The organism is Telmatocola sphagniphila, assembly GCF_018398935.1.
GTDB classification, from domain to species: domain Bacteria; phylum Planctomycetota; class Planctomycetia; order Gemmatales; family Gemmataceae; genus Telmatocola; species Telmatocola sphagniphila.
Window position 1 is genome coordinate 3121734 of record NZ_CP074694.1, and the last position, 25914, is coordinate 3147647.

Here is a 25914-nt window from a genome sequence, read left to right on the forward strand (position 1 = left end):
CACATCCATTAAAGACGTATTTCCGTTCCAATTCCCGATTTGGTAAAAATCTCCAGTAACAGGGAATATCTCAAACGACCATCGATGACGTGCGTTTGTTCAACGCCGGAGCGCAAACAATCGAAACAAGCTTCCACCTTGGGAATCATGCCGCTATCTATAATTCCCTCGGCTATCAGCTTTCTACTCTCCGCCTCATTCAAAGACGAAATCAGCGTTTTAGGATCCTGGCGATCCCGGAGTATGCCAGGGGTATCCGTCAGAAGAATCAGTTTGGCCGCTTTCAGGAATCCCGCGACGGCCGCCGCAGCGGTATCCGCATTTACATTCAACCAGTTCCCATGAGCATCGTAAGCCAGACAGGGTAGAACGGGAATGAGTCCCGCATCGGTAAAGCTGGATATCAGATCCCCATCGATCTTGTTCACCTCACCCACGTTGCCGAGATCGACGAGTTCTCCATCCGGTCCCTTCAACTTCAATCGCTCGCCAAACAAGGCCTGCGTACTCCCTGTATGCAGACTGACTGCCCGGCCCCCAAGTTCGCGCATCTGTCGAACAATCGAGTCGTTGATGTCTTCACGCAGAACTTTGGCGACGATGGCAAGAGTGGCCTCGTCGGTGTAACGCCTTCCCAGAACTTTTTTTGTGGGGAGATTGGCCGCCGTCATCGCCCGGTCTATCGGCTTGCCCCCGCCGTGCACCAAGACCGGGCGCAGGCCGACGGCGGCTAGAAAGAGGATGGACTGCAAAGTGGAGCGTAGCGCGGCCGGTTCCTCCATGGCACTGCCGCCCAGCTTTATGACCACCTGGCGATGCCGGAAGGCGTGGATGTAACCCAGCGCCTCGATCAGTATCTCGGCCTTGCGTATCGCGTCGTCCATTGCCAATTGATGTTTTCCGTATTTCCAAACCAAAAAAGAAGTGTAGACATTGCTCCGGCAGACGTCAATCGCCTTTCGCACGATCTGGCGAATCTTCGAAGATACTTCCTATACTAATTGAAACCCGCTTTACAGAGATCCGAGGACAAAGTAGGATCCTACTCAGTGGGAAGTTCGATTTTCATGAGGAGTTGACTATGACCCGGAGATTTGCATTATCCCTGGTGGCGATTGCGCTCTGTTCTCTCAGCTTTAACGCAATGGCCGCGGATGATCCTAAAGAAGTGAAACTGGTGGGCAAGGTGACTTGCGCCAAGTGCGATCTGGGAAAAGAAACCAGTTGCCAGACGGTGATCGTAGTTAAAGAAAAAGATAAGGAAGTGGTCTACTACTTCGACAAGGATGGCCACAAGAAATTCCACGGCGATACCTGCACGGCGCCGAAAGAAGGCACGGTCAAGGGCACGGTCAAGAAAGAGGGCGATAAGATGGTCGTCACTGTCAAGGAACTGGAATACAAGAAGTAATCGAATCTGCTTCAGCAACGGATCGGCAAAACCGATCCGTTTTTTTGATTTTTGCCCTTCGCAATATCACATCCGTGAATGCCCCCTGCTAGAATAACCAAGATTATTGCGTCGAGTTCGAATAACTACTGAAACACCGCGCGAACCCGAATTAGAGCCTTCCATGAAAATCTATCTTGCCAATCCCCGAGGCTTTTGTGCCGGGGTGAATATGGCCATCGAGACGCTCGAAACTTCTCTCGAACTTTTCGGAACGCCACTGTACGTCTACCATGAAATCGTTCACAATCGCCCGGTGGTCGAACTTTTCAGCAAGCGGGGGGTAAAGTTCGTAAATAGCATTTCGGAAATCCCCGAAGGCTCGACCGTCCTTTATTCGGCTCACGGCGTCGCGCCGCTGATTCGCGAAGAAAGTACCCTCCGGAAACTTCGAGCCATCGATGCCACCTGTCCACTCGTGACCAAAGTTCACAACGAAGCGATCCGGTATGCGAAGGAAGGTTACGTCATCATCCTGATCGGCCACGAAGGTCACGACGAAGTGCTCGGAACCATGGGTGAAGCCCCACACGCCATTCATCTGGTCGAGGACATCGAGGATGTGGAAAATCTTCCTTATCCGAATGACGTCAAGATTGCTTATCTGACTCAAACCACTCTAAGTGTGGACGAGACGATCGGCATTATTGCCGCTCTCAAGAAGAAGTACCCGACCATCGCCGGACCTGCCAAAGCAGACATCTGCTATGCCACGCAGAACCGACAAGAGGCCGTGAAGCAACTCTCTCCCAATGCTCAAATCGTTCTGGTTCTTGGCTCTCAAAATAGTTCCAACAGTCAACGCCTCGCTGAGATTGCTCGGCAGGAAGGCAAAAAAGCTTATCTGTTGGATACCGTCAAAGAACTGAAAAAAGAGTGGTTCTCCCCGAACGACACCGTTCTGATCACGGCCGGCGCCAGCGCCCCGGAACAGAATGTTCAGGAAGTGGTCGATTATCTGCGAACCGAATTTGATGCGACCGTGGAATCCTTCGTGGTTCGGGAAGAGCATGTGAGTTTTCCCTTGCCTCGGGAGTTACGCGGGCTGACTGTCATCGGCAAAGTGTAGTCGGAAAAATAGTCCTCTGGACGAAACGAAAGCGACGTGATGGCCGCGGTCGATTTAAAACGATATTTGTTCGCTGAAAACGATCTGCGATCGCTACTTTCCCCATCCCTGGCGCCTTATCTCTCTCGATTCGAGGAGTATTTCTCACTGCTGAAGACCTTACCGTCGGATCAACGCGGCGACTTCCTCTTCCTGGAAGAGACTCGCGTGGGCTATCCAATGGTATTTGGAAGCGGTCTGAACGATTGTGAAAAATTAGCCGTCTGGCTGATAGAGCGCTGCCCGGGTATGGAATGGATCGATCCGTTTTTCTGGATGCGCGAGTACAAGATATTCTCCGTCTCGCCGAGCGAACTGCTGATCGTCGAGTTACCGCAATTTTTACCGGTTCGCAAAGTCGAAGATGTTCGGAATCGCTTTAAGAATGGTGATGGCCCATTTCTACTGGGAGCCAGCCAGGCTCTCGTCGACGGGAGCCGGATCGTTATTCCTCGCGAAAAACCGGACCGGGAGATCCTCGAGAATCTCTGGAGCTTTCTCCCCTACTCGGCCCGCTCCCTTTCCTACGTTTCGTTTTCTAAAAGCGAGACGAATCATTCCGTGCACGTCCGAGTCCTCCCACTAACTGAAGCGGCGAACTCCCCCGGTTTTCTGACGGAAGATCAATGCCGGGATTATCCGCCGAGCCAGTTCGAACAGCAGTTGCAATACGCCTTGGATTATTCGGATCAGAAATTATTCGATCGATTGATGTGCCGGCGCTCTTCGCGGGAAACCCTGAAGATGGCCTGGTTGATGCTGATTGTCGCGCTGGTTGTGATGGTAGCCTCCCGGATCCTAGTCCCCGGGAGATAAATCTAACTCGAAACGCTTACTTCTTATCGAGAATGCGTTTCTCGGATTGCATTTCCGCATCCAGTCGCTTGGCCGATTCCATACCATTGGAATCGTTGATCTGTTCCGGAGTGATGTCCCCCGTCGAGGTTTCAACGATCGGATCGGCCTTCGCTTTATCCTTCATCGCTTCTTTCGGCGGAGCGGTTTCCGTCATCGGCGTATCCTTCTTCTGAATGGGAGTACAGCCGGTAACTATCATCAGGAGCGTAAAGCCCAAAATCGTTCGAGGGGTCATCATTGATTGGCCTCCTGGCGAATGGGGCGACCGTTAGGTGCGTACCGGACGTCCGGGGTCGCTTTTGCGGAGCTCTTCTTGGCTTCCGCATTCGCTTCTTTTTCTCGCTTATCCATATCCGCCATAGAAATGGCTTTCAGCTTCTGCTGATAGAGTTCTGCAGCCCGATCTTCCAATTTTTCCACGTAATTTTGCAGTTCGCGATTATTCGTGGAGGTGGCGACTTCCCGCAGCTTACTGCAGACCGCCAGCCGACGTAGAAATGCCGCATGTTCCTGCTGCGTGGCTTCCTTGGTGGTCGTTGCGGAATTTGCACCCTTCGCGGCCGATTTTTCGGTTGTCGTAGAACTCGCGCTATCGTTCTTGGATGCCGAGTCTTCAGCATAGCAAGCAGATGAGGCCGCGAAAAAAGCGATCATACCTATGATTCGCAGATAACGCATGATTCCTCCCCCTGAATGCGTTGAGAATCCTGTCCCCCGACGGCTTCGCTCAACAGCATGGAATGCGTCTAGTGGGGGGCTCTATGACATGCTTTGCCGATCCTGTCCAGTCGAGTTGCATGCCGGGGGAAAAAAATTTTTATGAGAATCCCCCTACTTCACCAGATACCCCAGCATTTCGGGATGGATCTTGCCATTCGTCGCCAGAACGTCCGGCTCGAAGGGATCGAACGGATCGCCATTCAAACGGCTGATCATTCCGCCGGCCTCCCGGACCAGTAAAAGTCCCGCCACGACATCCCAGGGATAGTTGTCGAAAGCCCAATAGCCGTCGAATCGGCCGCAAGCCACATAAGCAAGGTTGAGCGCGGTAGAGCCGGTGCGGCGCATCGCCTGGGAAGCCAGCGAAAGCGGTCGCCAGGCTTCGAGGTTGCGTAACTGGGCATCCGGGGCCGGCGGAAATCCGGTCGATAGCATCGCCCCGCGAAGATTTTCAATCTGGGAAACTCTAATCGGTTTACGATTCAACGTTGCACCATGTCCCTTCGCCGTACTGAACATTTCGTTCAAACGGGGATCGTAAATCACACCGATCTGAAGATCGTCATCGGCCCACAAGCCAATCGAGACACAATAAGCGGGAACATCATGAACGTAATTGGAAGTACCGTCCAGTGGATCGACCACCCACAGCGGCGCGCTACCGCTCGCGGGCCGAAGCCCCGTTTTGCGGCCGTCTTCTTCACCGAGGAAGCCATGATCCGGAAAATGGGTGAGGAGAACTGTTTTCACGGCCTGCTGGGCGGCCAGATCTGCCTCGGTGACCATGTCGGCGCGCCCCTTTTCCCGGGCATTGAATTTCCCCCGCCATGACTCGAGCTGCTCGGCTCCGGCGCGGGCGGCTTCCTCGGCCGTGAGTCGAAACATCGTCAAATCCAGGTCTGTCATAACGTTACCTTTAAATTCGTTTGAACTGCTTTTCCAGATCCTTGTGGCTGAACAACAACGATGTCGGTCGCCCGTGCGGACAGTGATGCGAATCCTCCGCCATGTCCCGCAATTCCATGAGGTAGGAGATTTCTTCCGGGCTGAGCGGATCGCCGGCTTTAACGGCCGCCTTGCAGGCCATGGTAGCCAGGATATTATTGAACAAAGCCTCCCGGCTGGGCAATTTTTCCTTCGTCAGAAGCGTATCGATCACTCCTTGAAACCACTCTCCCGGTGTGCCCCGTTTCAATAATGCCGGATAACTCGAAAGTAAAATTGTGCCAGTGCCAAACTCACCGACTTCCCAGCCGAGTTCTTTTAACTCCTGTTTGGCTTCCAACACGATGGCCACCTGATCGGGAGGCAGATCGATGGGCTCGGGAATTAACAGTCGCTGCACTTCCAGATTCCCGGAACCAATTCGCTTGCGAAATTGCTCGTAAAGAATCCGCTCGTGCAAGGCGTGCTGGTCGATCAGCAGCATGCCCTCGGTGGTTTCCAGCACCAGATAGGAATCGTGGATCTGGATCGCCTTTTTGGAAAGAATGACCGGCCTGGCCGATGGTACCGGTTTTGGACTTTCCGATGCGACAGCCGCCGGCGGCGAATCAATCGGATCCAGAAACGAAGTTGCCGGGGTTTCCTCAGCACGTGGTTTGGGGAGATCGAAGTTAGGCGGAGGCGGCACATAGCGGGGAATCGGCTCGAAGGATTTGGATTCCCAGGGCGCGGGAGTTGCGTTACTCAATTCCTTTCGCGGCGTGGAAAATAACCCCTGATCCCGCACCGGAACCGGATTCGGAATCCCTTCGGGCAGTTGCAGGTGGGGAATCAGATTTTTATCGGCTAAAGTCTGCCGGATCGCGCCACGCACCACATGATATAACGCCTGGGAATCGATGAATCGCACTTCCGCTTTGGTCGGATGAACGTTGATATCGAACATTTCGGGAGGCATCTGGAGAAACAGAAAACCGATGCAGTAGCGATTGGTCATTAAGAGGCCGCGATAGCCTTCCTGCAAAGCGTGGCCCAGGCTGCGGTCGCGAAACCAGCGTTGATTCAGAAAGAAATACTGCAATTTGGAGTTGCCCCGATCGCAGGCCGGGTCGGCTATGAAACCGGTCAGAGAGACCGGCCCCTGCTCTCGGTGAACGGGGAACAGATGCTTTGCGATTTCATCGCCGAAGAAAATTCGGATGCGATCCAGTAGCGAGGCCCCGGCCGGTACTTCGTAAATCATCCGGTTGTTATGCTTCAAAGTCAGATGAACATCCGTATTCGCGAGGGCAATCTTCGTGAAGGATTCGGTAATATGGCCCAGTTCCGTCGCATTCTGTTTCAGAAATTTCTTGCGCACCGGCGTGGCATAGAAAAGATGCTTCACTTCAATTCGCGTTCCAGGGGAACCATTCCAGGAGCGAATTTCGGAAAAATCGCCGCCGTTGCATTGCAACTCTGCCCCGGTTTCCGAATCGTGCGTACGGCTTTGGAGCGTAACTCGGGCCACACTGCCGATGGAGGCCAGCGCTTCACCGCGAAAGCCCATACTTCGAATGGCGAATAAGTCATCAGCATTACGCAATTTACTGGTGGCATGGCTGCTGAGAGCCAGAGGCAGTTCCTCGGCAGCGATGCCGCAGCCATCGTCGAATATCGCTATTCGCTCGGTACCCCCCTGCTCCAACTCAATATCGATGCGATTCGAACCGGCATCGATGGAATTTTCCAGCAGTTCCTTCACTACACTGGCCGGGCGTTCGATTACTTCACCAGCAGCGATCTGATTGATCACTGTTGGGGGCAACTGCACTATCCGCGGCATGAAGTTTATTCCTCCTCCGCACGCTGGCCGAGCTTCTTCAGTTTTTTCTCCAGGGCATCCGGTTTCATCTCCAGAATCTCGGCGGCCTTCGAAATATCGCCGTCCGCCCGAGCCAGAGCATCCTTTATTTTATCCTGCAGCTTCCAGTCCTGAATCATGCGGTAAAGCGTTCGCTCTCCGATTCCCAGCATCCGCGCGGCTTCCTCCCGCTTCCCTTCCGTCAGATCGAGAGCCCGCTCCATGTAATAGCGCTCCACTTCGCTCATCGGCCGGCCAATCAGGTGATCGGCCCCGACGCTCACGCTGTTTCCGATCGCTGACCCCATCAGGCTATCGAAATCCTGCACGTCATCCTTACCGAGTATGCCATCGTGGTCTTGAACCACCATGCTCTCGATGAGATTTCGTAATTCCCGAACGTTTCCCGGCCAGTTGTAAATGGTGAACGCCTTTTTCACTTCCTCCGAGATGCCCTTGACGTGACAACCATGACGCTGATTCATCTCCTTGATGAAATGGGCACATAACAGGGGAATATCTTCCTTTCGTTCTCTCAGAGCCGGCAGTCGAACCGTACCGACCTTCAAGCGAAAATAGAGATCCTGCCGGAACTTTCCCTCAGCGATCATCGCTTCGAGATTCCGGTTGGTTGCCGCTACCAGTCGCACATCGATTTTGATGACTTCGTTGGAACCGATCCGGCTCACTTCCGAATTTTCCAGAACCCGCAGCAACTTGGCTTGCAGGTTTAAGGGCATGTCGCCGATTTCGTCGAGAAACAGCGTACCGCCATTGGCGTACTCGAAACGTCCTTTGCGGAGCTTATCCGCCCCCGTGAACGCACCCGGTTCATGTCCGAACATCTCGTCGTCGAGAAGATTGTCATTTAAGGCCGCACAGTTCATGGCGACAAAGGGCTTTGCCTTTCTGGGGCTGTTAACATGCAGGGCTTTCGCGGCCAGTTCCTTACCGGTACCGTTCTCACCGAAAATCAGAACGGTGGCTTTGGTGTTTGCAAACGCTTTGAGCCGATTGATGACTTCATTCATCTTCGGGCTGATGCCGATGACCCCTTCGTAGCCGAATTTTTCATCCAACCTCTTCTGCAGTTCACGATTAATGCGAGCGAGCCGGGCTTTTTCCGCGCAGGAATCGACCACGGCCCGCAACTGAGCCAGATCGAGCGGCTTCTCGAGGTACTTGGCCGCCCCTTCCTTCCAGGCTTCCATCACGGTCTTCTTGTCCCCGTCGCCGGTGATGACGATGACCTCAACTCCCGATTTCTTGGGATCGATCTTCCGCAGAATCATCAAACCATCCAGATCGCCCAGTCTCAAGTCGGTAAGAACGATATCGAAAGACTCGTTCTCGAAGATCTTCATCCCTTCTTTGCCACTATGAGCCAGAGTGCACTCATAACCCGAGCGGGAAAGGCTTTCGGAGATCGTTTCTGCCAGGAACTTTTCATCGTCGATAACCAGGACGCGAATCGGTTCATCGAGGGGTGTTGACATGTTTTCGCTCGAATTCTTCTGCAAACAATCTAATCATGCTATGATTCAACTGCCATATTGGCAGCTTCTCTAAGATTAAGCCTTCGTAATTCAAGTCCAGCGCACCGGGTGTCGATCTTACAACTGATGCGATTGTTAGAACCGTTAAACTTTATCGATCGAAGCGAACACCCATGACGGATACGCGTGCTCTCTTGAACCGCATCTCCGCCTTCCGACAGCGGCTGGAGCAAATGCCGCGCCTGCTTCCTGATAGAAGTAGTCTTCGCAGTGAGTTGCCCGAATATCCGGTAGCGGAAAGTGCCCCGGATGAGAAACCCGAAGTGCCCGGCCGCCTCGGAACCCGAGCCCGCCAAGCCTTGGATGAAGCCCGCGGCCTTGTAACTGAACTCCGCAAACTCACACAGCATGCCCTGCTCGATTCTCCACAACCTTTCATTGAGCGGGAAGAACTTCTCGAACATCATCGCGAAACCACGGCGCTCCTGAACGGCGCAATTCGGATGATCCGCTATCTCCCGGAGCCACCCGACGAACAGTGGCTCTGGTGCGAATCGCTCGAAGCTAGTCTCAATGCCGTACGTTACCGTCTGGCGGTATGGAAGGCCTGCCTCGATCGACTGGGAAGCGAGAGGCTGTTGCTCCACAACGTGGCCGTGCTTCTGAATGACATTCACCACACGCAAACGATCGAGCCGGATCGTTTTTCTGCCCTCGTCGATCTGTTCCTGCAGGAATCGACCTCGACCTCACTCACCTGGCTGGAAGTCTCCTCCGAAGATCCGGCCAGTTTCATTGCTCGCCACACGATATTACGTTGCCGGGTCCTCCGAAGGATGGCCTCTAAACAGGATCCAGAATTTCTGAGAAAACTCCTGGCCGCTGGCTTGCTTTGCGATGTGGCCATGTTGCGTCTCCCTGCCGGTCTGCTGTCTAAATCGGACAGCTTGTCTGTGGAAGATCGCCAGCTCATCGAATCGCATCCTTTGCGTAGCGCGGAAATGATTCGTAAAAGCCTGCCTTACCTAACCGAGGTAGCCGAGATAGTGACCGAACATCACGAACGGGACAACGGCACGGGCTATCCAAACTCCTGGAAAAAAGAACAGCTGAAAGCGGAATCGCGCTGGCTGGCAATTGCCGACCAGTACTCGGCCCTGATCGAAGATCGACCCTACCGCCCCGGTTGCGATCCGCGCACGGCCGTGACCGATCTTCTTCTTCAGATGGAACAGGGAATTTTCGACAGCCGGCTAGCATCCGCGTTACTGGAAATCGGCTTGTATCCGATTGGTTCGGCGGTGGAACTCTCGGATGGCAGTCTCGCCGTCGTTCTGGGTCATCCCCGAATTGAAAATCAACTCGCCAAACCGCTTATTGGCGTACTCACCGACGACGAAGGTCGCTTTTATCCGACCTTGAAAATTTTGGATTTGATCAGTTCCCCCGGTTGCTCGATCGTACGCACCTTACCGAAGGCCGAACGTCGGAAGAAGCTCTCGCGACAACATCTCGACTGGGCCCTCTAAGATGTGGAGTTATCTGCGATCGACCCATCATCCCTGGCCTTGCCTACTCTTTCTGCTGCCGCTTCTGGTCGCTTATGAATTTGGCGTATTCTATCTGGGCGGCGCTCAGGCCGATGCTATGCGGAATGGCGCCGATTCCTGGATTCGCTGGGGCTTACAGTACTTTGGCGTGCGGGAGTTTCTGGCCGCTCCGATCCTGATCCTCGCCGTCTTTCTGCTCTGGACTTTTTTTAAGTGGAGCGAACGCCCGGAAGACACGCTCGGTATCATTTTCACGATGATTTTTGAGAGTATCGGCTACGGCCTGGGACTCTGGTGCATCAGCCAGGCCTTCGTGCCGTTTTTGCAATCTCTAGGTGTCACGCTGGGCGTTCAGATTCACCTCACCGACGAAAGTCTAGCTCGACTGGTCACCTTCATTGGGGCGGGCATCTATGAAGAAACGATTTTCCGACTATTGCTGCTCAATGCGCTGGTCCTGATCCTGAAATTCGTATTCATCCCCCGTGTCTTTGCAATGTTTTTGGCGGCCGTTATTTCTTCCATTCTCTTTGCGGCCGCACATCATATCGGGGAGTATGGCGAGCAGACGATTAACAAAGCGTATTTTCTGTTTCGAGTTACGGCCGGGCTCTATTTCGCGGCCATCTACTGGATCCGAGGATTTGGCGTCGCAGTCGGGGCGCATGCCATGTACGACGTGATGGTAGGCATTCCCTGGAAAGTCACCGAATAAGCGAGATTTTAGGGCACTCAAGTCAAAAATGGCTTAACTCACAGCGGCTATCCGCAACGCCCCTATCACCAGCCCTCGTTTTTGGCCTTGTACGATCGCAATTTCTTTCAGATGACCAACGACTTCAAAACCCAGGCTGTCATTGATGCGTTTGGTACCTTCGTTGTGATCGAAGTACATACTCAACAGTGTGGTCACGCCTAGTCTCGGGCAGTGCTCAATCATTTTCTTTTTGAGATACCGCCCCAGCCCCCGTTTGTGAAAGGCCGTGGCGATGTAGAGGCTTACTTCGGCCGTCGCGTCATATGCGGGTCGCCCAGCGTAAAACGAAACCAAGCCGATCCAGGCGGCGATTTGGCCATCGATTTCCGCCACCCAGATCGGTCGTCGGGCCGGATCGAACTTGCGAAACCACTCGAGCCGTTCCTCGACAGTCACCGGCTTCGTATCCGCTGTCGACCAGCCGCCCGGAATCGATTGATTGTAAATATCTACGATCGCCTGAAGATCGGCCTCCACCGCGTCTCGTAGGTGAATATTAGTCTCATCCATCCGCACTGCCGCCTGCAACGTTAAGTCGATAAATGAATCGCGTCTTCCACAATTTATAGCAAGCGATCCCCAAAGTGAGCGGCGATAATCAACGCGGGATAGCCAGCCATTCGAAGGTTCTTTCCAGCGATTCCATCGGTAAGCCAATCACATTCGAAAGCGATCCGCGAACGATTTTCAAATAAGGATCTTTCTCTTCTTTAATGGCATAGGCCCCGGAGCAACCTTCCCACTGCCGGGTGTCGAGATAAGTTTCAATCTCGATCGGCGACAGTTCCCTCATCTCGACCAGCGAAAGTTCTTGATACTGAAATTGGAATCTATCTGAAACTCGCCAAAGACAGACACCGGTCCAGAGTTCATGTACGCGACCGGAGAGAAGCCTCAAAATTCGCCGCGCATCATCTCGATCCAGAGGTTTGCCAATTACAGAATTATCGATCCAGCCGACCGTATCGGCCGCCAGGATAAAACCGTTGTCGACCTTCTCAGACTTAGCCACGGCCGCCGCTTTCAACCAGGCCACTTCCTGAACGTACTGCTGACAGGAAGAGTAACGGGCCTCGGTCGGCTCTTCCGCATTGGAAGGTTGAATATCGAAATGGTAGCCGGCATTTTCCAGAAGATAACGACGACCAATCGAACCGCTGGCCAGAGTCAGGCGGAATGGGAGATGTTTTGCCATGCCTCGAGCACCTTCACGAGTTTATTCCAGAGCAGTTCCGGTTGGAGGTCGTCCATGCAGATCATCCGGTCGCAATTCCGAATGTAACTCCCCGCACAGAAGACTCGCGTTTGAACGGCCCTTTCGAATTGGTCGAACGGTCCATGCAGTTCGACCTTGGTGCAAGTATACGGAGCCACCACCGGCCTGCCCAAGGCTGCGGCCAGGTGCAACGGGCCGCTGTCGTTGCTGACAATCGAATCCATCCGATTCAGAAACGCTGCCAGCTCCGGCAAATTTGTCGATCCAATCTTATTAACGCATTTTCCCTGCAACCGACTTTGCAGCGACCGGGCTAACTCGGTATCCTCACTCCCACCGAAAAGGAAAGCAGTGCCCCCGAAGCGTCGGTGAACTCGATTGGCCAGCTCAGCATAGTGCTCCACCGGCCAGCATTTGGTTGACCATCGAGAGCCGGGTGCCAGCCCGATCCAGGGACGGGGGTAAGCGAGCAGTTGGGAATCGATGATTTGCTGATTCTGGGGTGAGATCGACAGGCGAAATTTTTTCGGCAGACGGCCTACGCCCAGGGCCTCTGCGAAAATCCAGTTCCGCTCCACGGCGTGCTGTTCCAGCAGGCCTGGAGCCGGAAGGATGTCGGTATAAAAGTTTCGTGCCCCCTCGCGGGCATTGGAAAGCCCAACTCGTCGAGTGGCTGAGGTAAATCGAGCCATCAACCCGCTGCGCAACAGTCCCTGCAGATCGAGAGCAAGATCGAATCGTCGTTTTCGCAGTTCTTTGGCAAATTGAAGGCTGTAGCTCAGAGCGGTGCTCAGTCCTTTTTTCATCGCCCCGCGATCGAAGGGCATCACGTCATTTAAAGCCGGATGATTTTCAATTAGGGCCCGATAGCTTTTGTTGATGACCCAGACGATTTCAGCCGACGGATAGCGAATGCGAACCGCTTCCAGGACGGGCAAAGCGTGCACCACATCCCCCAGCGCACTGGGTTTGATGAAGGCGATGCGTTTCGCCTCGTAGTCGGTCAGTGGAACGTTCTGCTTCATTGCCATCCTGGCAGGTGGAGGATTCCTCGGTTATACTCGATTTAGTCTCTGCGCGAGAAGAGCAACCAGCACCAGAAGTCCCGCCGAAAACAAATAAGGGGCTATTAAGCTGAATGGCTGCAAGGACAATCCCAAGAGCGGGCCAAGAATTCGGGCCAGTGCCGAGAAAGACTGGTTTACCCCCAGGACCTCTCCCTGCCTCTGCGGATCGCTCCGCCGCGAGATGAGAGCTTGCACCGAAGGGGTCAGAAAAGCGAACCCAAACACGGTCACTGCAAGTGCAAACAGGAAACTGATCGGCAGAAGGGATTCCGCGAGTTTTCCAATCTGTTCGACAAAACCGGTGATAGCGGAGATCAGAACCATCCCAGCAAAAAGCAGAATCAATCCAGTACGCAACAGACGGATTTCGTCCCAGGTTTTTGACAGTTTGCGGTAGAAATAGCCCTGGGCCAGCATCAGCATGAAGCCAATGTAGGCAAATAGCAGATAATTCGATTTTTCGCCGTAACCGAGTGCCTTTTGCGTCAAAAGCGACAGCGTTCCTTCGAAGCCGGCGAATGCAAAAGTCGCCAGGAAGAAAATCAGAACCAGGGAGCCAATGCTCGGCAAGTAAAGCGTCTCCAGAAGTCGACGCAAATTGAGCCAACTGCGATGTTCGCCCGATTTACCCAGAACCCGGGTTTCGGGCAATTTCACATAGCCATAGATAAATGCCAGAAGGGATAGGATCGCTGCAAGATAGCCCGGACCGCCCCGATATTGCGGGGCAAGCGATACTCCGGCCCAGGCGATCAAAGGTCCAAAAGTAAATCCGATACCGAATGCCGCACCGATGAGAGCCATACCGCGAGACCGATTTTCCCGGGTGGTGCAATCGGCAATCACCGCCTGAGCCGTCGCAATCGTGGCTCCGGCGATACCAGCCCCGCAACGGGCCAGGAACATGAACATCAAAGCGAGCTTCGCCTGTTGGCTTCCCAATTCGGAAGCAAAACCGAATGCGGCGTAGGACAGAACCGAACCAGCCAATCCAATGAGCAAAACCGGTCGGCGACCGATCCGATCAGAAAGACGTCCCCAGAGCGGAGCAAAGATAAATTGCATGGCCGAGAAGGAACAGTACAGTACCGCGATAATCAGCCCGCTGACGCTTTCCGAATAGTTCAACGGCTTTGTGTATTCCTCGGCATAGCGGGGCAGCAGCGGAATAACGATGCCGAAACCGAGTAAGTCGATAAAGACTACCAGAAAGACGATGATCAGCGCGGTTCGCGCAGATCGGGGAGCAGGAGTTTCTTGTTCAGAATTGGGAGACTGATTCATATATCGTCTAAGGAGATCCAACGAGTGTACCGGACAGTAAATGATAGCGAGATCCAGTGGTAAATTCCCTCCCCGAATGTGGTTTCTAACAAAATGTGGGCGACATTTCGTTCGCAATCCGGACGGCCAGTTGCGAAAATAAAAATCTATCCCGTACTTAACCACTTAAATTGCGATGAAATCTCCCACACAAAACGATCCCTCGAGCGAAACCAGTTTTCTGGTAATCGACACGGAAAGTGTTCCGGACGGGAAGTTGATCGGCTTGGTCAAGTATCCCGATGAGATGCTGACTCCTGAGAAAGCGATCGAGAAAGCTCGCCAGGAAGCCATCGAGAATTCCTACAACGGTTCCGATTTCCTACCGGTGACTTTTCAGATACCCGTTTCCGTTTGCGTTGCACGGGTGGGTGAAGATTTCAGTCTGCAATCGGTGCGTTGCATCGATGCTCCGCGCTTTCGCACTCGGGAAATTGTCAAATTATTCTGGGCCGGTATCGACAAGTACAAGGGAGCCCGACTCGTAACCTTCAATGGTCGCGGCTTCGATTTGCCTTTACTAGAACTGGCCGCTTTTCGCTACGGTCTGTCGATGCCCATGTATTACAAGAAACGCAACCGGTACACCGGCGGCGACATCGACCTCATGGACTGGATCACCAATTTCGGTGCCTACCGTTTCCCCGGCGGACTCGATCTGCTCGCGAAATTATTGGGAAAACCGGGAAAAATGGGAGGCATCGCCGGTCATCGGGTCTACGAGTTCTACCAGAACGAAGAGTTTCAGAAGATCAACGACTACTGCATGTGGGATACGCTCGACACTTACTTCGTGTTTTTGCGTTCTCGCGTGATGACGGGCGATATCAAATTGGAAGAAGAGTCCGAACTGATCGGCAGAGCCAAAGACTTGCTGGCTCGACAAATCCCGGAAAACCCCGCCCTGGGTGAATATCTGGCGAACTGGCGGGAACAACCCGGCTGGCCTTAGCGTTTACGCCGCTTTCTGAACGTGCAGCGAGGTCGTACCGTTCACCAGCTTCGATTCGATCAGATCGATCAAAGTGCCCACCGTGTTGCAGCCTTCCAACTCCTGGTGGTTCAGCCGAATACGGTAGAATTCCTCGATCCGCATAATGATGCCGACCAGATCGACGGAATCCAGACCGAGACCTTCCCGCAAGGAGACGGCTTCGTTCACGGTTTCCAACTTCACGTCGGTATCGTTCTGGAGAATTTCCAGCAGCTTGTTCAGAATTTTTTCGCGTTCGTTCATGGAATCCATTCCTCTTGAGGTAAACAGCTGGAGTTTAAATCAATCCCTTTTGTATTGGCTGAGTTCGGTAATCATTCGGATGCCAGATTCCACCGTTTCCTGCCGAACCATGCGATCCGATCCATCGAACCAGAGTTCGGCTTTGACGGCGCCCGTCACTCGCCAGTGGTTGCAAACGACCTGCCGTCCCATTAAAGTCAAAGTTTCGACGCCAACCTTTTCCCACTTGGCATCCAGAATCTTCCCCGTGTCCGCATCCATCAGCACTCGCTCGCCGGCGGGCATTTTCCAATAGGTGGTTGTCCAGGCGTCCGCCTTGAGTAGCCCCTGTTTGCCATCGGTGGTCACGATCAGCCCTTCTTTTTCGGCTTCCACCTTCAGCGTCATCTTCTTGCCATCGTCGTCGGTCTGGGTTTCCACTTTGAGCAGTTTATCTTTCTTCCAGACCTCATAGCCGCGAAGACTGTAGTTGTATTCCTTGAGAAGGTATTTCACTTTGACGGCCACTGCGAAGGCTGCGGTTTCAACACCATCTGCGCGTTCTTCAATGACCAGTTTCAGGGTTCCCGCAGGCTTTTTGTCTGCGAAAATATTGTAAACCCGCTCTTCTTTTCCAGCGGCACGTAGGTAGCCCGGCGCAACCAACACCAACATAAATCCGAGCAATGATGCAAAGCGCATAGGGCACTCCCTGCCACATGAATTCCTTCTCATGAAGAGATTACCGGAAAAGTGGGAAAGTTGTAAAGGTCGATTTTACCGTGGGACTTACCGGTAATTGGCGCCGACCTGCCGGATGCCGGAAGTTGGGCGTCCTAGCTGGGCCAAATCGACGCTTTTTACGTCGTTCCAGTTAGGCCGGCGAAATAAACGGGCACTTTCCTGAGGAGAAAGTTTTCCATTCACCGTCACGTTATCCAACGTCAGGGTCATGGAAATCTGTTGAGCCGGATACTCCAGGACGACGACCTTCGGAACGACCAGATTGGTCTGCCGATCCAATTGGACTCGTTTGATCGTGGCCTTGGCAATCAATTGATTCCGGCTGTCTCGAAGTTCCTTGCCGACAATCTGAGGCACTGGCGCGGAGGCCGTGTACCGGTTGATGATGGTCACTTTGGAGATTGGCTGTCCCTGGCTCTGCGTTTTTTCCGTCAGCTCGTAGTGGTTGCCTCGGACCTCAAGGGTGTAATTTTCAGGCGGCGACACTTCACCCATACCCAGTACGTCTAACACCCATTCCGGTTGGAACGGGAACGGCAGGCGAACCCCTCGCTCAAAGTCGGTGTAGTTGCAATAGAAAATATGGGGTTCGGGAGACTGTTTCACCCAGTACCAGAATTGTTCGTTATTCGATCCCAGATCAACCTGCTGAGCCCCGAAGACTTTGCCCGCCAGCCGAAAGTTTCGAGCCTTTTCGCAGACCAGATACCCTTCGATACTCGGTGCCCGGCGTCCCTGGGCCGTCACTTCCATGCTGATATCGCGGTAATCCAGCATCTGAATCTGAGAGGACTGCCGGCTGAGGTACTTAACCAAGACTTCGGCGGTTGGCGTTTCCTGATTATTCCGGCTCGTTAAGCCCCCTTTGGGGGTATTATCGACTTTGGCGTTGGGCGTGGAGCATCCGCTGGAGGCACCCAGTAGTAGCATGCCGGCCAGGAGCGCAATTCGACTGATCGAACGATTCGGCCGCATGGCGTGGTCATCCTCCCTCGAAAAGTCGAAATAATTCATCTTGCACCGCCTGCATTTCTTCTTCGCTCATCTGCGGATCGACGACTCGAAAGCGTCGTTTCGTCCGGCGATTGAGCAAATGCATCACTTCCGCGTTAGCAGTCTCTCCCGATTCATCCAGCACCAGCTTTTTCCTTCGCATCAGCAGTAACGCCAGGACGAAGAGAAAATTTTGTCGTTGCGGTTCCGCTGTATCGGCGAGTCTCTCAAAGCACTCTAAAAGCATTTCGTCGTCGAGAACGATTTTCTTTGCTTCGGCGTCCTGGAGCCGGCAAACCCAGTGGGCAATTGTGCCTTCCGGAGCTCCAATCCAGGCGTTCAACGCGTAATCTCGACGGCACAGCCTGGCATTTTCTTCGATGAGTGCGCTATGAATACGTTCGCCCACTTCGAGCCGGCGACCGGTGATGGCACAAACCCGAGTCGGTTTATCCACCGTATAGGCATTCATCGACTATCTCCATCCTACGTCGGAGCAACAAATTTTCACAATAGCAAGCCGGGTCCGACCCGATGCCGGTTCCACAAAAATTAACGAATATGCCAAGAAGGCAGGATAAGCTGGGTTATTTGATTAATTTGCCGAGCTCTTCCCGCAATAATCCCAGCGATTCGTCGCCCCAGCCGACGCTAATTTTGCGAATTACGCCCTCGCCATCCACGAGCACAATCGTAGGAGTCGATTCAATCCCCTGGGCTTTTCGGAGATCCGTGGCATTGATGATCGGGAAATTCACAGGGACATTATCCCCCTGCTTTCGGGCGGCTATCGGATCGCCAATGGCCATACCGACTATCCGCACTCGAGCCCGGAAATCCTGTCGCAGAAATTCCCCGGCTTTCAAAACCGCTTCAGCCGTGCCCGCATGCGGCTGGTAGTAAACCAGAACAATCGGCTTTCCTTTCGCCTGGCTCAATCGCCAATTTTCCCGCGCGGAACTCATTAAATTTTCCGCTTCGAAATCGATGATCGGCTTATTGACCGTGAGTGGCCCTGAAGGAGTTTCGACCCATTGAGGCCGGCTGGGCGCCAAGTGCCCTTTTATCGCCGCTTCAGCCTTCCGCTTCAAACTGTGCAGAGCTTCGCGGTAGAGCAGAGATTCTCCCAGAGGTCGCTGCGATTCCGTGTAATAGTCGATTCGACCGAGAATTCGACTGAAGCCGCTCGGCCCGTTCTTGCTCAACTCGTCGACAATTTTTTCGTAATCCTCGTCCAGAGTTTTCGCCATAGTGATTTCTTCCCGGCGTTCGTCGTAGGCGCGTCCGCTATAGCGCAATTGGCCGGTGTGTTCGTAATTCAGTTTGGTCCGGAAAGTCACTTCGGATGTATTAGCGTCCTTCCGCTCGAATATTCGCTCCATCTTCATGCTGAAACCATGAGCCGTGGAATACCAGATGTTTTCCTGAATTCGCCAGGTCATTCTGCCGCGCACCGTATCGCCCCAGTCTTCGCTTTGCTGCTGCGTGGAAATCACATGGCAGCGTGCCCCGCGCAAGGGTTCAATCAGCTCCAGCTTCGAATGTCGGAACGGCCGGCCGAACTCGGGAGTATCCCATTTCCCGTCCTGCATCCAGTTATCCGGCAGGTTGGGAAGCATGCTCAGTTCTGGGAGGGGCAGATTATCGGGTGGTAAAGCGATAAAAGCTTTTAATTGCCGTTCTTTTCGCTTCGCGGCGTTATCCGAGAGCGAGGCGGAGGTTTGCTCTAATAAAGTGCCTTGAGGCGTGAGACGAGCCAGCACGAGTTTCGCTGTCGAAAGTGGTTTCGCCGTCGATTTCGCGTCTTTCTCGGCATGTAGCTTTAGTACAGTCAGAATCGCCACGTCGTACCCGAATTCATGGCTTTCGAGAACGAAGAGCCGGTTTTCGAAGGAATAGTTCCGGCTGGCAGTCACGCCGGGGCGCAACATCTCTTCGCGGAACGTACCTTTCCAGGTGATCTCCTGTCCGCGCTCCAGCCGGATGACCGGCGGCGACGGTGAATCCAGACAAAGCAACAAGCTGGCGAAGAGTGTCGCAAACATGGTTCCGAGTCTCTCTGTTTCGGGCCCGCGAAAAATAACATACCGGGCCAACTCGGCAAGAGCAGTCTGCCGGGACCGATGCGACGTTAGAGGAAATTCAGAGAGGGTTGGCCCAACCGGGGAATTGGGGTAAACTAGTATAATTACCCGTATTTCAATGACTGAGGAATTATCCATGCAAGCCGCTTATGATTGGCTGCAAAAAAATCACGAAAAGATAATCCGAAATCTCGCTGATCTCGTTGCCATACCCAGTATCAGCACCGATGGGGAACACGCTCATGAAATCGAGCGGACCGCCAAGCTGACTTGCGACCAGATGCGGGAAGCCGGGCTAACCAACGTCGAAGTGCTGCGCGTCGGCTCCTCGCTCCCCTATGCTTACGGCGAATGGCTGGGGGCACCGGGCAAGCCGACGGTATTCCTGTACGCCCACCACGATGTTCAACCGGTGAACTACCGCGAACAATGGGAGACCGATCCCTGGCACCTGACGCGAAAGGATGGCCGGCTCTACGCTCGCGGGGCCGCTGACGATAAAGGCGCCGTCGCTGCCCAACTCGGAGCCATCGCCGCTTATATGCAGACTAATGGTTCCCTTCCGGTGAACATTAAAATGCTGGTGGAAGGGGAAGAAGAAGTCGGCTCGAAAAACCTGATGCAGTTCTTCGAACGACACAAGTCGAAACTCCAATCCGACGTCATTATCGTCTGCGATACCGAAAATATCGAAGTCGGCCTGCCGTGCATCACTTATTCTCTCCGAGGCATTGTCCAGGCACACGTGCAGGTGAAATCGGCCGAGATTCCGGTTCACAGTGGCATGGCTGGCGGCGCGCTGCCCGATGCGGCAATCGCTCTCAACGTCCTGCTCAGTCGATTGTTCTGGGATAATGCTCCTTACAACATTCCCGGGATGTACGATCAGGTCCGCCAATGTACCGAAAAAGAGAAGGCCGCTTTTCGCAAGTTGCCGGGCGACGAGAATAAATGGCGAAAAGACTGCGGAGTCTTACCGCAAGTGCGTTTCGCGATGGAAAAGGGGATGACCCCTTACGAACAAACCTGGCGCCGACCCGCCGTGACGATCATCGCTCAGGAAGCCAGCAACGTGAAGCGGGCTTCAAATCAGGTTCTGCCGACCGCCGAGGCCATCGTCAGCTGCCGCATCGTTCCCGATCAGGAACCCGAAAAAGTCTTCAAAAGCCTCGAAGAAGTCCTCACCAAGGACGCGCCCTGGGGCGTTCAGGTCACCGTGACCAATACAGGAATGGTCGGTTGGTGGATGACCGACCCTAACGGCCCCGCTTTCGAAGCGGCTCTGGGCGCTCTCCGGAAGGGATTTGGCAAGGATCCGGTGGCCATCGGTTCTGGCGGCAGCATCGGCTTTGTCGGCCCGCTCGCCGAACTGTTCGGTGGTGCACCTGCCCTGCTGCTGGGAATCGAAGATCCCGCCAGTAATGCCCATGCTCCCAACGAAAGCCTGCATGAAGGCGATTTCAAGAAGCTGATGATTTCCCTAGTGGATCTGTTCGACAACCTCGGAAAATTACCCGGTGGAAAAGTGAAGTAACCACCCCTGAATCCGTTCAGGCGATTCTGAAAGTCTCAAAATCGCCGGTATTTTCCATTTTCGATCTTTCGCGGCCAGCTTTTGATTCCCGTCCACGCTCAATTCTCTATCAATTCCTTGTGGGATTGAGAATATCGCGCCGTTGCGGATCTCCTGGACTCTTGTGGAGGCGTTGTGCAAATGCCTGGAAAATTCGTCGAAGAAGTTCAGCTGCATGGACACATACTCGATTCCCTTCTGTTGCCCAAAGTGCTGGATACAATCCTATCTCACGGCGGCAATTATCACATCAAGGATTTGCGTCTGGGCAATCGGCAGAGCGATCCGAGCCGGGCGCTGCTGGAAGTTCGTGCCGATTCCGCGGAGAAACTCGAAGAGATCCTGAGTATCATCCACGACCACGGCGCAATACCCACGCATGACACCGATTGTCAGATCAAAGCCGCCGATATTGCCGGCACCTTTCCCGATGGCTTCTATTGCACCACCAATTATCGCACTCAAGTTCGCCTGCAGGGTGAATGGGTGGAAGTTGAAGACATGGAGATGGACTGCGGCATTCTGATCGATCCCGAAGGAGCCGCGGCCCGTTGTATACCGATGACGAACGTGCAGGTCGGGGATGGCATAGCCGTCGGATTGCGTGGGATTCGCGTTTTTCCTCCCGAATCTCAACAGCGTACCGATCTTTTTGAATTCATGTCCAGCCCGGTTTCGAGTGAAAAACCGAAAGGTGTAACCGTTCGGGAAATCGCCGCCGCCATGCGCCGGAGCCGACAAAGTGGGGAAAAGATTCTGGCCGTGTTGGGGCCGGCGGTAGTGCATACGGGCGGTAGCCTGTGGGTGAGCTGGCTGATTCAGGCGGGCTATATCAATGTCCTCTTTGCGGGGAATGCGCTGGCCACACACGATATGGAACAGGCGTTTTATGGAACCAGTCTCGGCGTTTCGCTGGAACGCGGGATCCCGGCCGCAGAGGGGCACGAGCACCATCTCCGGACGATTAATACGATTCGTCGAGTAGGCGGGATTCGCAAAGCGGTAGAAACGGGACTACTGAAAACTGGCATCATGTTCGAATGCATTAAAGCCAATATCCCGTATGTTCTTGCTGGCAGCATTCGAGACGATGGCCCCTTGCCCGACGTCATCACCGATATGATTCAGGCCCAGGCGGAGATGCGCAAGCAGATTCCGGGTGTGGGATTTTGTCTGATGGCGGGTACAACCCTGCATTCCATCGCTACCGGGAACATGCTGCCCGGTTGGGTGAAAGTGGCCTGCGTCGATATCAATCCCGCCACCGTGACCAAACTCATGGACCGGGGCAGTACGCAAACCATTGGGATCGTGAGTGACGTGGAGCCGTTCTTCCGCTCTTTGGTGATGGAACTGGGTAAAGAATAATCGAGCGTACCGAAATATCGAATGAAAATCATCACGCGACCGATTTCCGAATGGACGCCTTTCATCGAGCTTCCCGACAACGAAGTTCATGTCTGGGTAGCTCCACTCGCCGAGAATGGCAGCAATGGTTCTCATCAACGATTTCTTTGTGAGGAAGAGCTGAAGCGAGCGGAGAAATTTCGTTCCGAGAAAACCCGCAGCCAATTTATTTCCTCACGAGGCACTTTGCGCTGGTTGCTTTCGGGTTATCTCGGTCACGAGCCAGAACAGGTCGCCATCACTTACGAAGCGGCCGGTAAACCGATCCTGGCCGGTCAACCTTTCTATTTCAACGTCACCCATTCCGAAGAAGTGGCGGCCTATGCGGTTTCCAAAGCGGGTCGTGTCGGGCTGGACATCGAACGCTTGCGAACGATGGAGAACATTGAATCGATTATCGAGCGATTCTTCACCCAAAATGAGTTCCAAGCCTTTCAACAGGTTCCGCTCGAACTGAAGGAAATCATTTTTTTCCGAATGTGGACGCGTAAAGAGGCTCTGCTGAAAGCCATCGGCCAGGGGATTCATGCCCTGGAGCTATGCGAAATATCGGTATCGCCGCACGAGGAGCCTCGCGTGCTGAAAATGATGAATGAAGAGAACTGTTCGGATCGTTGGCTGCTGAAGGATTTGGATTTAGCTCAGGGTTATCAGGGGGCATTGGCCCTGGAATTAAAACCCTGAGCGAACTCCATCGGTCTACAAGCCCAATCTCGCAATCGCCGCATCGAGTATTTTTCCAATCAAGGCTTCGTACGGCACACCCTGCAACTGGGCAATTAGGCAGATATCGCCGGTGTCGGGATTCAGTCCCGGTAATGGGTTGGCCTCCAGGAAGTAGGGTATGCCATCCCGAATCCGAAAATCAATTCTCGCGAAGTCCCGACAACCGAGAATATCGTAAGCGGCTAAGGCCGCATTATCGAGAGCGTTTAGCGTCTCCCGGGGCAGCTTTGGCGGGCTGGCATACTCGACCTGATTCTTCCAGTCTCTTTTCACTTCGAGAGAGTAGACGAACTCTCGGGTGGGCTTTCGCGGCACGATCTGCAAGGCCCCAAATACCTCCGCACTACTGCCGTTTCCGGTGATGCCCACTGTAACTTCATGCCCTTCTATGAACTCCTCGACCAGCACCGGTTGTTTATAGTCGTGCCAGAGCGAAATTACCGTTGGACCGAAATCCTCCGCATTTTTAATGAGGCACTTATTTCGAATCCCCTTGGAGGACCCCTCGCAAGTCGGCTTAACAATCACCGGAAGCGTCAGTTGCGATTCCGTCAACATGCTGGCGAATTCGGACATGTCGCCGTCGTACTTCTGCTCGGGAAACTGGAGCACAATTCCTGGGGCGATCATCACGTCCGCATCTTCGACCGTTCTTCGCGCGAGATCTTTATCGAGGGCCAGCCCCAGAGTGAGAGGGTCAGAACCGCAATAGGGGATATTCAGCATCTCACAAACCGCCGGGACGCGCGATTCACGCGACCGGCTGATGCCGTGCCCTTCAGAAAGGTTGAAAACGAGATCGGGCGCCGATTTCAGCACGGCCTCAATGAACTCCCGGCCTCCCCCCAATGAGACCACTTCGTGGCCCCGCTGTCGGAAAACTTTGGCGAGAGCCTCGATGGTGTCGAGATTGTCGAACTCTTCATACATATCATCCGGGGCATTGGCCGGGGCCGGCGATTTCGGCTTGAGGTCGAATGCGATGCCAATTTTCATGGAATTCCTTGAAGTGTGCGGATCTCATAATTCCCGAGCTCGACGCTCCAGATCGTCGATATCCTCACGCTGGACTTTCGGTTTCGGGGGGGCGGCCTGCCATTCCCCATCGGGGGGATCGAGGGAGAGTTCCGTTGTATAAGCTTCCAGTTCGGAAGTCAGGTCGTAAGTAAAGTTGTTCGTTTTTCGAAGCTTCAATTCCCGGCGGTAGCTGGCCGTCTGAACCCAGAAGGAGACACTACTGCAGGCGATTGCAATCAGGAACGCGACATTGACCAGCTTAATGAAGGGAGATTGAGATATCTCGGAAGCTATACTCGCGAAAATCTCCAGAATCGTGGCCCAGGACCAGACTTGCCCCGCCTTGAACGCGAAACTTTCCCCTGCCGTATTCCATCCTCGATCTGAATACTCATTCTGTAAGGAGCGCGGAATCTGCTTCGCCAGCACGTGAACCCAGAAGAGATTCAGGATCGGAACCAGCAGCAACCAGACGAGCCCGGGTTCCAGGGTGCGATTTCGCCGTTTCACCGCTTCTAATGTGCGCTGCAGGGAAATCAAAAAGAGAATCGAAGTGGCCAGATACACCAGAACGACAATAAAAATGGCTACCAGCGCAATAATTATCGCGGCCTGCTGTGCCGGTTGTGCATTGGCCTGAGGAAAGCCTGGTCCCATTTCGCTCTCACGTTTTCAATTCGTTTTAGCTCAGTATACAACAATACCCGAGTCGGATGAAAGGGTCTGAGCTCTCCACCAAACAATAAATTTATAGGACTTCGCCGCTGGTCGAATCCCGTCAAGGACCAAATCGCTCGGAGATCACTCGTCTCGAACAGGAAAGGAGAAACGGCGGGTTGCTAGCCGATTCTCATGAAACTTTCCTCTTCTGGGTCTAGCTCTATCCGAGAAGCATTTGGCTTTACTTTCCGAGTTCCCGAATCCTAAATTAACCTATGTGGTTTGCCGTTCTCCCTGCAAAGATACTCCGCTTGTGACTGAACACGAATCGTTTCTCCGAATCGTTTGTGAATACCCCGATGAGGATACACCCCGCTTGATTTTTGCCGATTGGCTGGAGGATCAGGGGGAACTGGCCTCCGCGGAGTTCATTAGAGCGCAGATTCTTCGGGGTGAAGTGACGCAGGTCGTCAGCCATATCCGGCCCGAGATCGCCATTCCCCACTTCCTCTACTCCATCGATGTCGATCAGCAAAATGTATCCTCGGTTACCTACAAACGGGGTTTCGTCTGCTCGATCTCGTTGACATCCCGATGTTTTCTGGAAGCGGCCCCGTCGCTATTCACCAAACATCCCATTACGGAAGTTTTCCTAACCGATAAACGGCCGAACCCCATCGGGCCGCGCGATAACTGTCGATATAGCTGGTTCCGACGTTTCCCCGCTCAGTTCGAAAGTTGTTACGATTTACCCGATGGTTTAAAAGTCTTGCTATCGGGAGCCAACCCTTCGGTTTTGTTTGAGACAGAAGCCCAGGCACATGAGTGGTTTTCCAAACTTTGCGTGGAGCAGGGTCGGAAACTGGCCGATCTACCGTCCTATTACCGACACGATTCGTAGTATATAAGACGGACCTTTCGTTCTTAGCTAAATTTTCACACTCTAGTTGTCAGTATTTTCCACATTTCTCTCCCAAAAATTAATTCGGGAGCGAGTTCGAACTTGTACAGAAGACTCGAGTACTTTACGCTTCCATTACCGGAACGAACCAAACAGGACTCGCAATCCTTTCACCAGGTTCGTTCGATTTCCAATCTGTTGGATCGCAAACTCTCTCTCCGAACGTCCAGCAGAATGGGGTTACGGTTTTATGACAGTCC

At 53.6% G+C, this 25914-nt stretch carries 27 protein-coding genes; 10 read left to right on the plus strand and 17 right to left on the minus strand.

The features are described from left to right. Positions 1–8: 8 nt before the first annotated feature. Positions 9–884: an acetylglutamate kinase gene (gene argB, locus KIH39_RS12385; protein WP_213500401.1), complete on the minus strand. Its 876-nt coding sequence runs from the start codon at positions 882–884 to the stop codon at positions 9–11. A gap of 197 nt (positions 885–1081) precedes the next feature. Here argB and KIH39_RS12390 point away from each other — a divergent pair, with 197 nt between their 5' ends. The 3 genes from KIH39_RS12390 (at position 1082) to KIH39_RS12400 (ending at position 3374) form a co-directional block, all read left to right on the plus strand. After that, positions 1082–1411: a DUF6370 family protein gene (locus KIH39_RS12390; RefSeq protein ID WP_213499870.1), complete on the plus strand. Its 330-nt coding sequence runs from the start codon at positions 1082–1084 to the stop codon at positions 1409–1411. 163 nt (positions 1412–1574) lie between these two features. Next, on the plus strand, positions 1575–2519 hold the full coding sequence (gene ispH / locus KIH39_RS12395) for a 4-hydroxy-3-methylbut-2-enyl diphosphate reductase (protein ID WP_213499872.1): 945 nt from the start codon (positions 1575–1577) through the stop codon (positions 2517–2519). Between the two features lie 39 nt (positions 2520–2558). Further along, positions 2559–3374 (plus strand): hypothetical protein, encoded by an 816-nt coding sequence (locus KIH39_RS12400; RefSeq protein WP_213499874.1) that lies wholly within the window; start codon positions 2559–2561, stop codon positions 3372–3374. A 16-nt stretch (positions 3375–3390) separates the two neighbouring features. On the opposite strand, the gene KIH39_RS12405 is transcribed toward KIH39_RS12400, so the two are convergent. From KIH39_RS12405 to KIH39_RS12425, 5 genes are all read right to left on the minus strand, one after another. Further along, positions 3391–3654 (minus strand): hypothetical protein, encoded by a 264-nt coding sequence (locus KIH39_RS12405; protein ID WP_213499876.1) that lies wholly within the window; start codon positions 3652–3654, stop codon positions 3391–3393. Beyond that, positions 3651–4094 carry a hypothetical protein gene (locus KIH39_RS12410; protein WP_213499883.1) on the minus strand — a complete coding sequence of 148 codons (444 nt, stop codon included), beginning with the start codon at positions 4092–4094 and terminating at the stop codon, positions 3651–3653. The genes KIH39_RS12405 and KIH39_RS12410 overlap by 4 nt, the downstream gene beginning before the upstream one ends. Positions 4095–4247: 153 nt before the next feature. Continuing rightward, positions 4248–5021 (minus strand): inositol monophosphatase family protein, encoded by a 774-nt coding sequence (locus KIH39_RS12415; RefSeq protein WP_246539675.1) that lies wholly within the window; start codon positions 5019–5021, stop codon positions 4248–4250. Between the two features lie 31 nt (positions 5022–5052). Continuing rightward, entirely contained in the window at positions 5053–6906 is a 1854-nt protein-coding gene (gene mutL, locus KIH39_RS12420; protein ID WP_213499887.1) for a DNA mismatch repair endonuclease MutL, read from the minus strand. A gap of 5 nt (positions 6907–6911) precedes the next feature. Further along, complete coding sequence (locus KIH39_RS12425) at positions 6912–8420, minus strand: sigma 54-interacting transcriptional regulator (protein ID WP_213499889.1); 1509 nt, start codon at positions 8418–8420, stop codon at positions 6912–6914. 173 nt (positions 8421–8593) lie between these two features. Between KIH39_RS12425 and KIH39_RS12430 the strand changes: the two genes are divergently transcribed. Both KIH39_RS12430 and KIH39_RS12435 read left to right on the plus strand, forming a co-directional pair. Continuing rightward, a complete protein-coding gene (locus KIH39_RS12430; RefSeq protein WP_213499891.1) occupies positions 8594–9949 on the plus strand; it encodes an HD-GYP domain-containing protein in 1356 nt (451 codons plus the stop codon). A gap of 1 nt (position 9950) precedes the next feature. Further along, a complete protein-coding gene (locus KIH39_RS12435) occupies positions 9951–10685 on the plus strand; it encodes a CPBP family intramembrane glutamic endopeptidase (RefSeq protein WP_213499893.1) in 735 nt (244 codons plus the stop codon). Between the two features lie 33 nt (positions 10686–10718). Here KIH39_RS12435 and KIH39_RS12440 read toward each other — a convergent pair whose 3' ends face one another. The 4 genes from KIH39_RS12440 to KIH39_RS12455 all read right to left on the minus strand — a co-directional run bounded on the left by KIH39_RS12440 (position 10719) and on the right by KIH39_RS12455 (position 14294). Beyond that, complete coding sequence (locus tag KIH39_RS12440) at positions 10719–11237, minus strand: GNAT family N-acetyltransferase (RefSeq protein ID WP_213499895.1); 519 nt, start codon at positions 11235–11237, stop codon at positions 10719–10721. Between the two features lie 88 nt (positions 11238–11325). Further along, the gene (locus KIH39_RS12445; protein WP_213499897.1) at positions 11326–11922 is read right to left on the minus strand and encodes a Maf family protein; all 597 of its coding nucleotides are present in this window, start codon (positions 11920–11922) and stop codon (positions 11326–11328) included. Beyond that, entirely contained in the window at positions 11895–12968 is a 1074-nt protein-coding gene (gene waaF / locus KIH39_RS12450; RefSeq protein WP_213499899.1) for a lipopolysaccharide heptosyltransferase II, read from the minus strand. The genes KIH39_RS12445 and waaF overlap by 28 nt, the downstream gene beginning before the upstream one ends. A gap of 30 nt (positions 12969–12998) precedes the next feature. Then, entirely contained in the window at positions 12999–14294 is a 1296-nt protein-coding gene (locus KIH39_RS12455; RefSeq protein ID WP_213499901.1) for an MFS transporter, read from the minus strand. Positions 14295–14469: 175 nt separating this feature from the next. On the opposite strand from KIH39_RS12455, the gene KIH39_RS12460 reads away from it, so the two are divergent. After that, the gene (locus KIH39_RS12460; RefSeq protein ID WP_213499903.1) at positions 14470–15285 is read left to right on the plus strand and encodes a 3'-5' exonuclease; all 816 of its coding nucleotides are present in this window, start codon (positions 14470–14472) and stop codon (positions 15283–15285) included. 3 nt (positions 15286–15288) lie between these two features. Here the strand turns inward: KIH39_RS12460 and KIH39_RS12465 are convergent, their stop codons facing one another. From KIH39_RS12465 to KIH39_RS12485, 5 genes are all read right to left on the minus strand, one after another. Beyond that, a complete protein-coding gene (locus tag KIH39_RS12465) occupies positions 15289–15570 on the minus strand; it encodes an acyl carrier protein (RefSeq protein ID WP_213499905.1) in 282 nt (93 codons plus the stop codon). Between the two features lie 39 nt (positions 15571–15609). Next, complete coding sequence (locus tag KIH39_RS12470; protein ID WP_213499907.1) at positions 15610–16251, minus strand: DUF6134 family protein; 642 nt, start codon at positions 16249–16251, stop codon at positions 15610–15612. Positions 16252–16338: 87 nt separating this feature from the next. Then, the gene (locus KIH39_RS12475; protein WP_213499909.1) at positions 16339–17268 is read right to left on the minus strand and encodes a hypothetical protein; all 930 of its coding nucleotides are present in this window, start codon (positions 17266–17268) and stop codon (positions 16339–16341) included. Positions 17269–17275: 7 nt separating this feature from the next. Beyond that, positions 17276–17758: a hypothetical protein gene (locus KIH39_RS12480; RefSeq protein WP_213499911.1), complete on the minus strand. Its 483-nt coding sequence runs from the start codon at positions 17756–17758 to the stop codon at positions 17276–17278. A 115-nt stretch (positions 17759–17873) separates the two neighbouring features. Further along, positions 17874–19331, minus strand: coding sequence for a peroxiredoxin family protein (locus KIH39_RS12485; RefSeq protein ID WP_213499913.1), 1458 nt, complete (start codon positions 19329–19331; stop codon positions 17874–17876). Between the two features lie 175 nt (positions 19332–19506). Here KIH39_RS12485 and KIH39_RS12490 point away from each other — a divergent pair, with 175 nt between their 5' ends. The 3 genes from KIH39_RS12490 (at position 19507) to KIH39_RS12500 (ending at position 23034) form a co-directional block, all read left to right on the plus strand. Further along, positions 19507–20904, plus strand: coding sequence for a M20/M25/M40 family metallo-hydrolase (locus tag KIH39_RS12490; protein ID WP_213499915.1), 1398 nt, complete (start codon positions 19507–19509; stop codon positions 20902–20904). 180 nt (positions 20905–21084) lie between these two features. Next, positions 21085–22311 (plus strand): ornithine cyclodeaminase, encoded by a 1227-nt coding sequence (locus KIH39_RS12495; RefSeq protein ID WP_213499917.1) that lies wholly within the window; start codon positions 21085–21087, stop codon positions 22309–22311. Positions 22312–22332: 21 nt separating this feature from the next. Then, positions 22333–23034, plus strand: coding sequence for a 4'-phosphopantetheinyl transferase family protein (locus KIH39_RS12500; RefSeq protein WP_213499919.1), 702 nt, complete (start codon positions 22333–22335; stop codon positions 23032–23034). A 15-nt stretch (positions 23035–23049) separates the two neighbouring features. Here the strand turns inward: KIH39_RS12500 and KIH39_RS12505 are convergent, their stop codons facing one another. Then, the gene (locus KIH39_RS12505) at positions 23050–24072 is read right to left on the minus strand and encodes a D-alanine--D-alanine ligase family protein (RefSeq protein ID WP_213499921.1); all 1023 of its coding nucleotides are present in this window, start codon (positions 24070–24072) and stop codon (positions 23050–23052) included. A gap of 24 nt (positions 24073–24096) precedes the next feature. Continuing rightward, positions 24097–24750 (minus strand): hypothetical protein, encoded by a 654-nt coding sequence (locus KIH39_RS12510; protein WP_213499923.1) that lies wholly within the window; start codon positions 24748–24750, stop codon positions 24097–24099. A gap of 238 nt (positions 24751–24988) precedes the next feature. Here KIH39_RS12510 and KIH39_RS12515 point away from each other — a divergent pair, with 238 nt between their 5' ends. Further along, entirely contained in the window at positions 24989–25654 is a 666-nt protein-coding gene (locus KIH39_RS12515) for a TIGR02996 domain-containing protein (protein ID WP_213499925.1), read from the plus strand. Positions 25655–25914 lie beyond the last annotated feature (260 nt).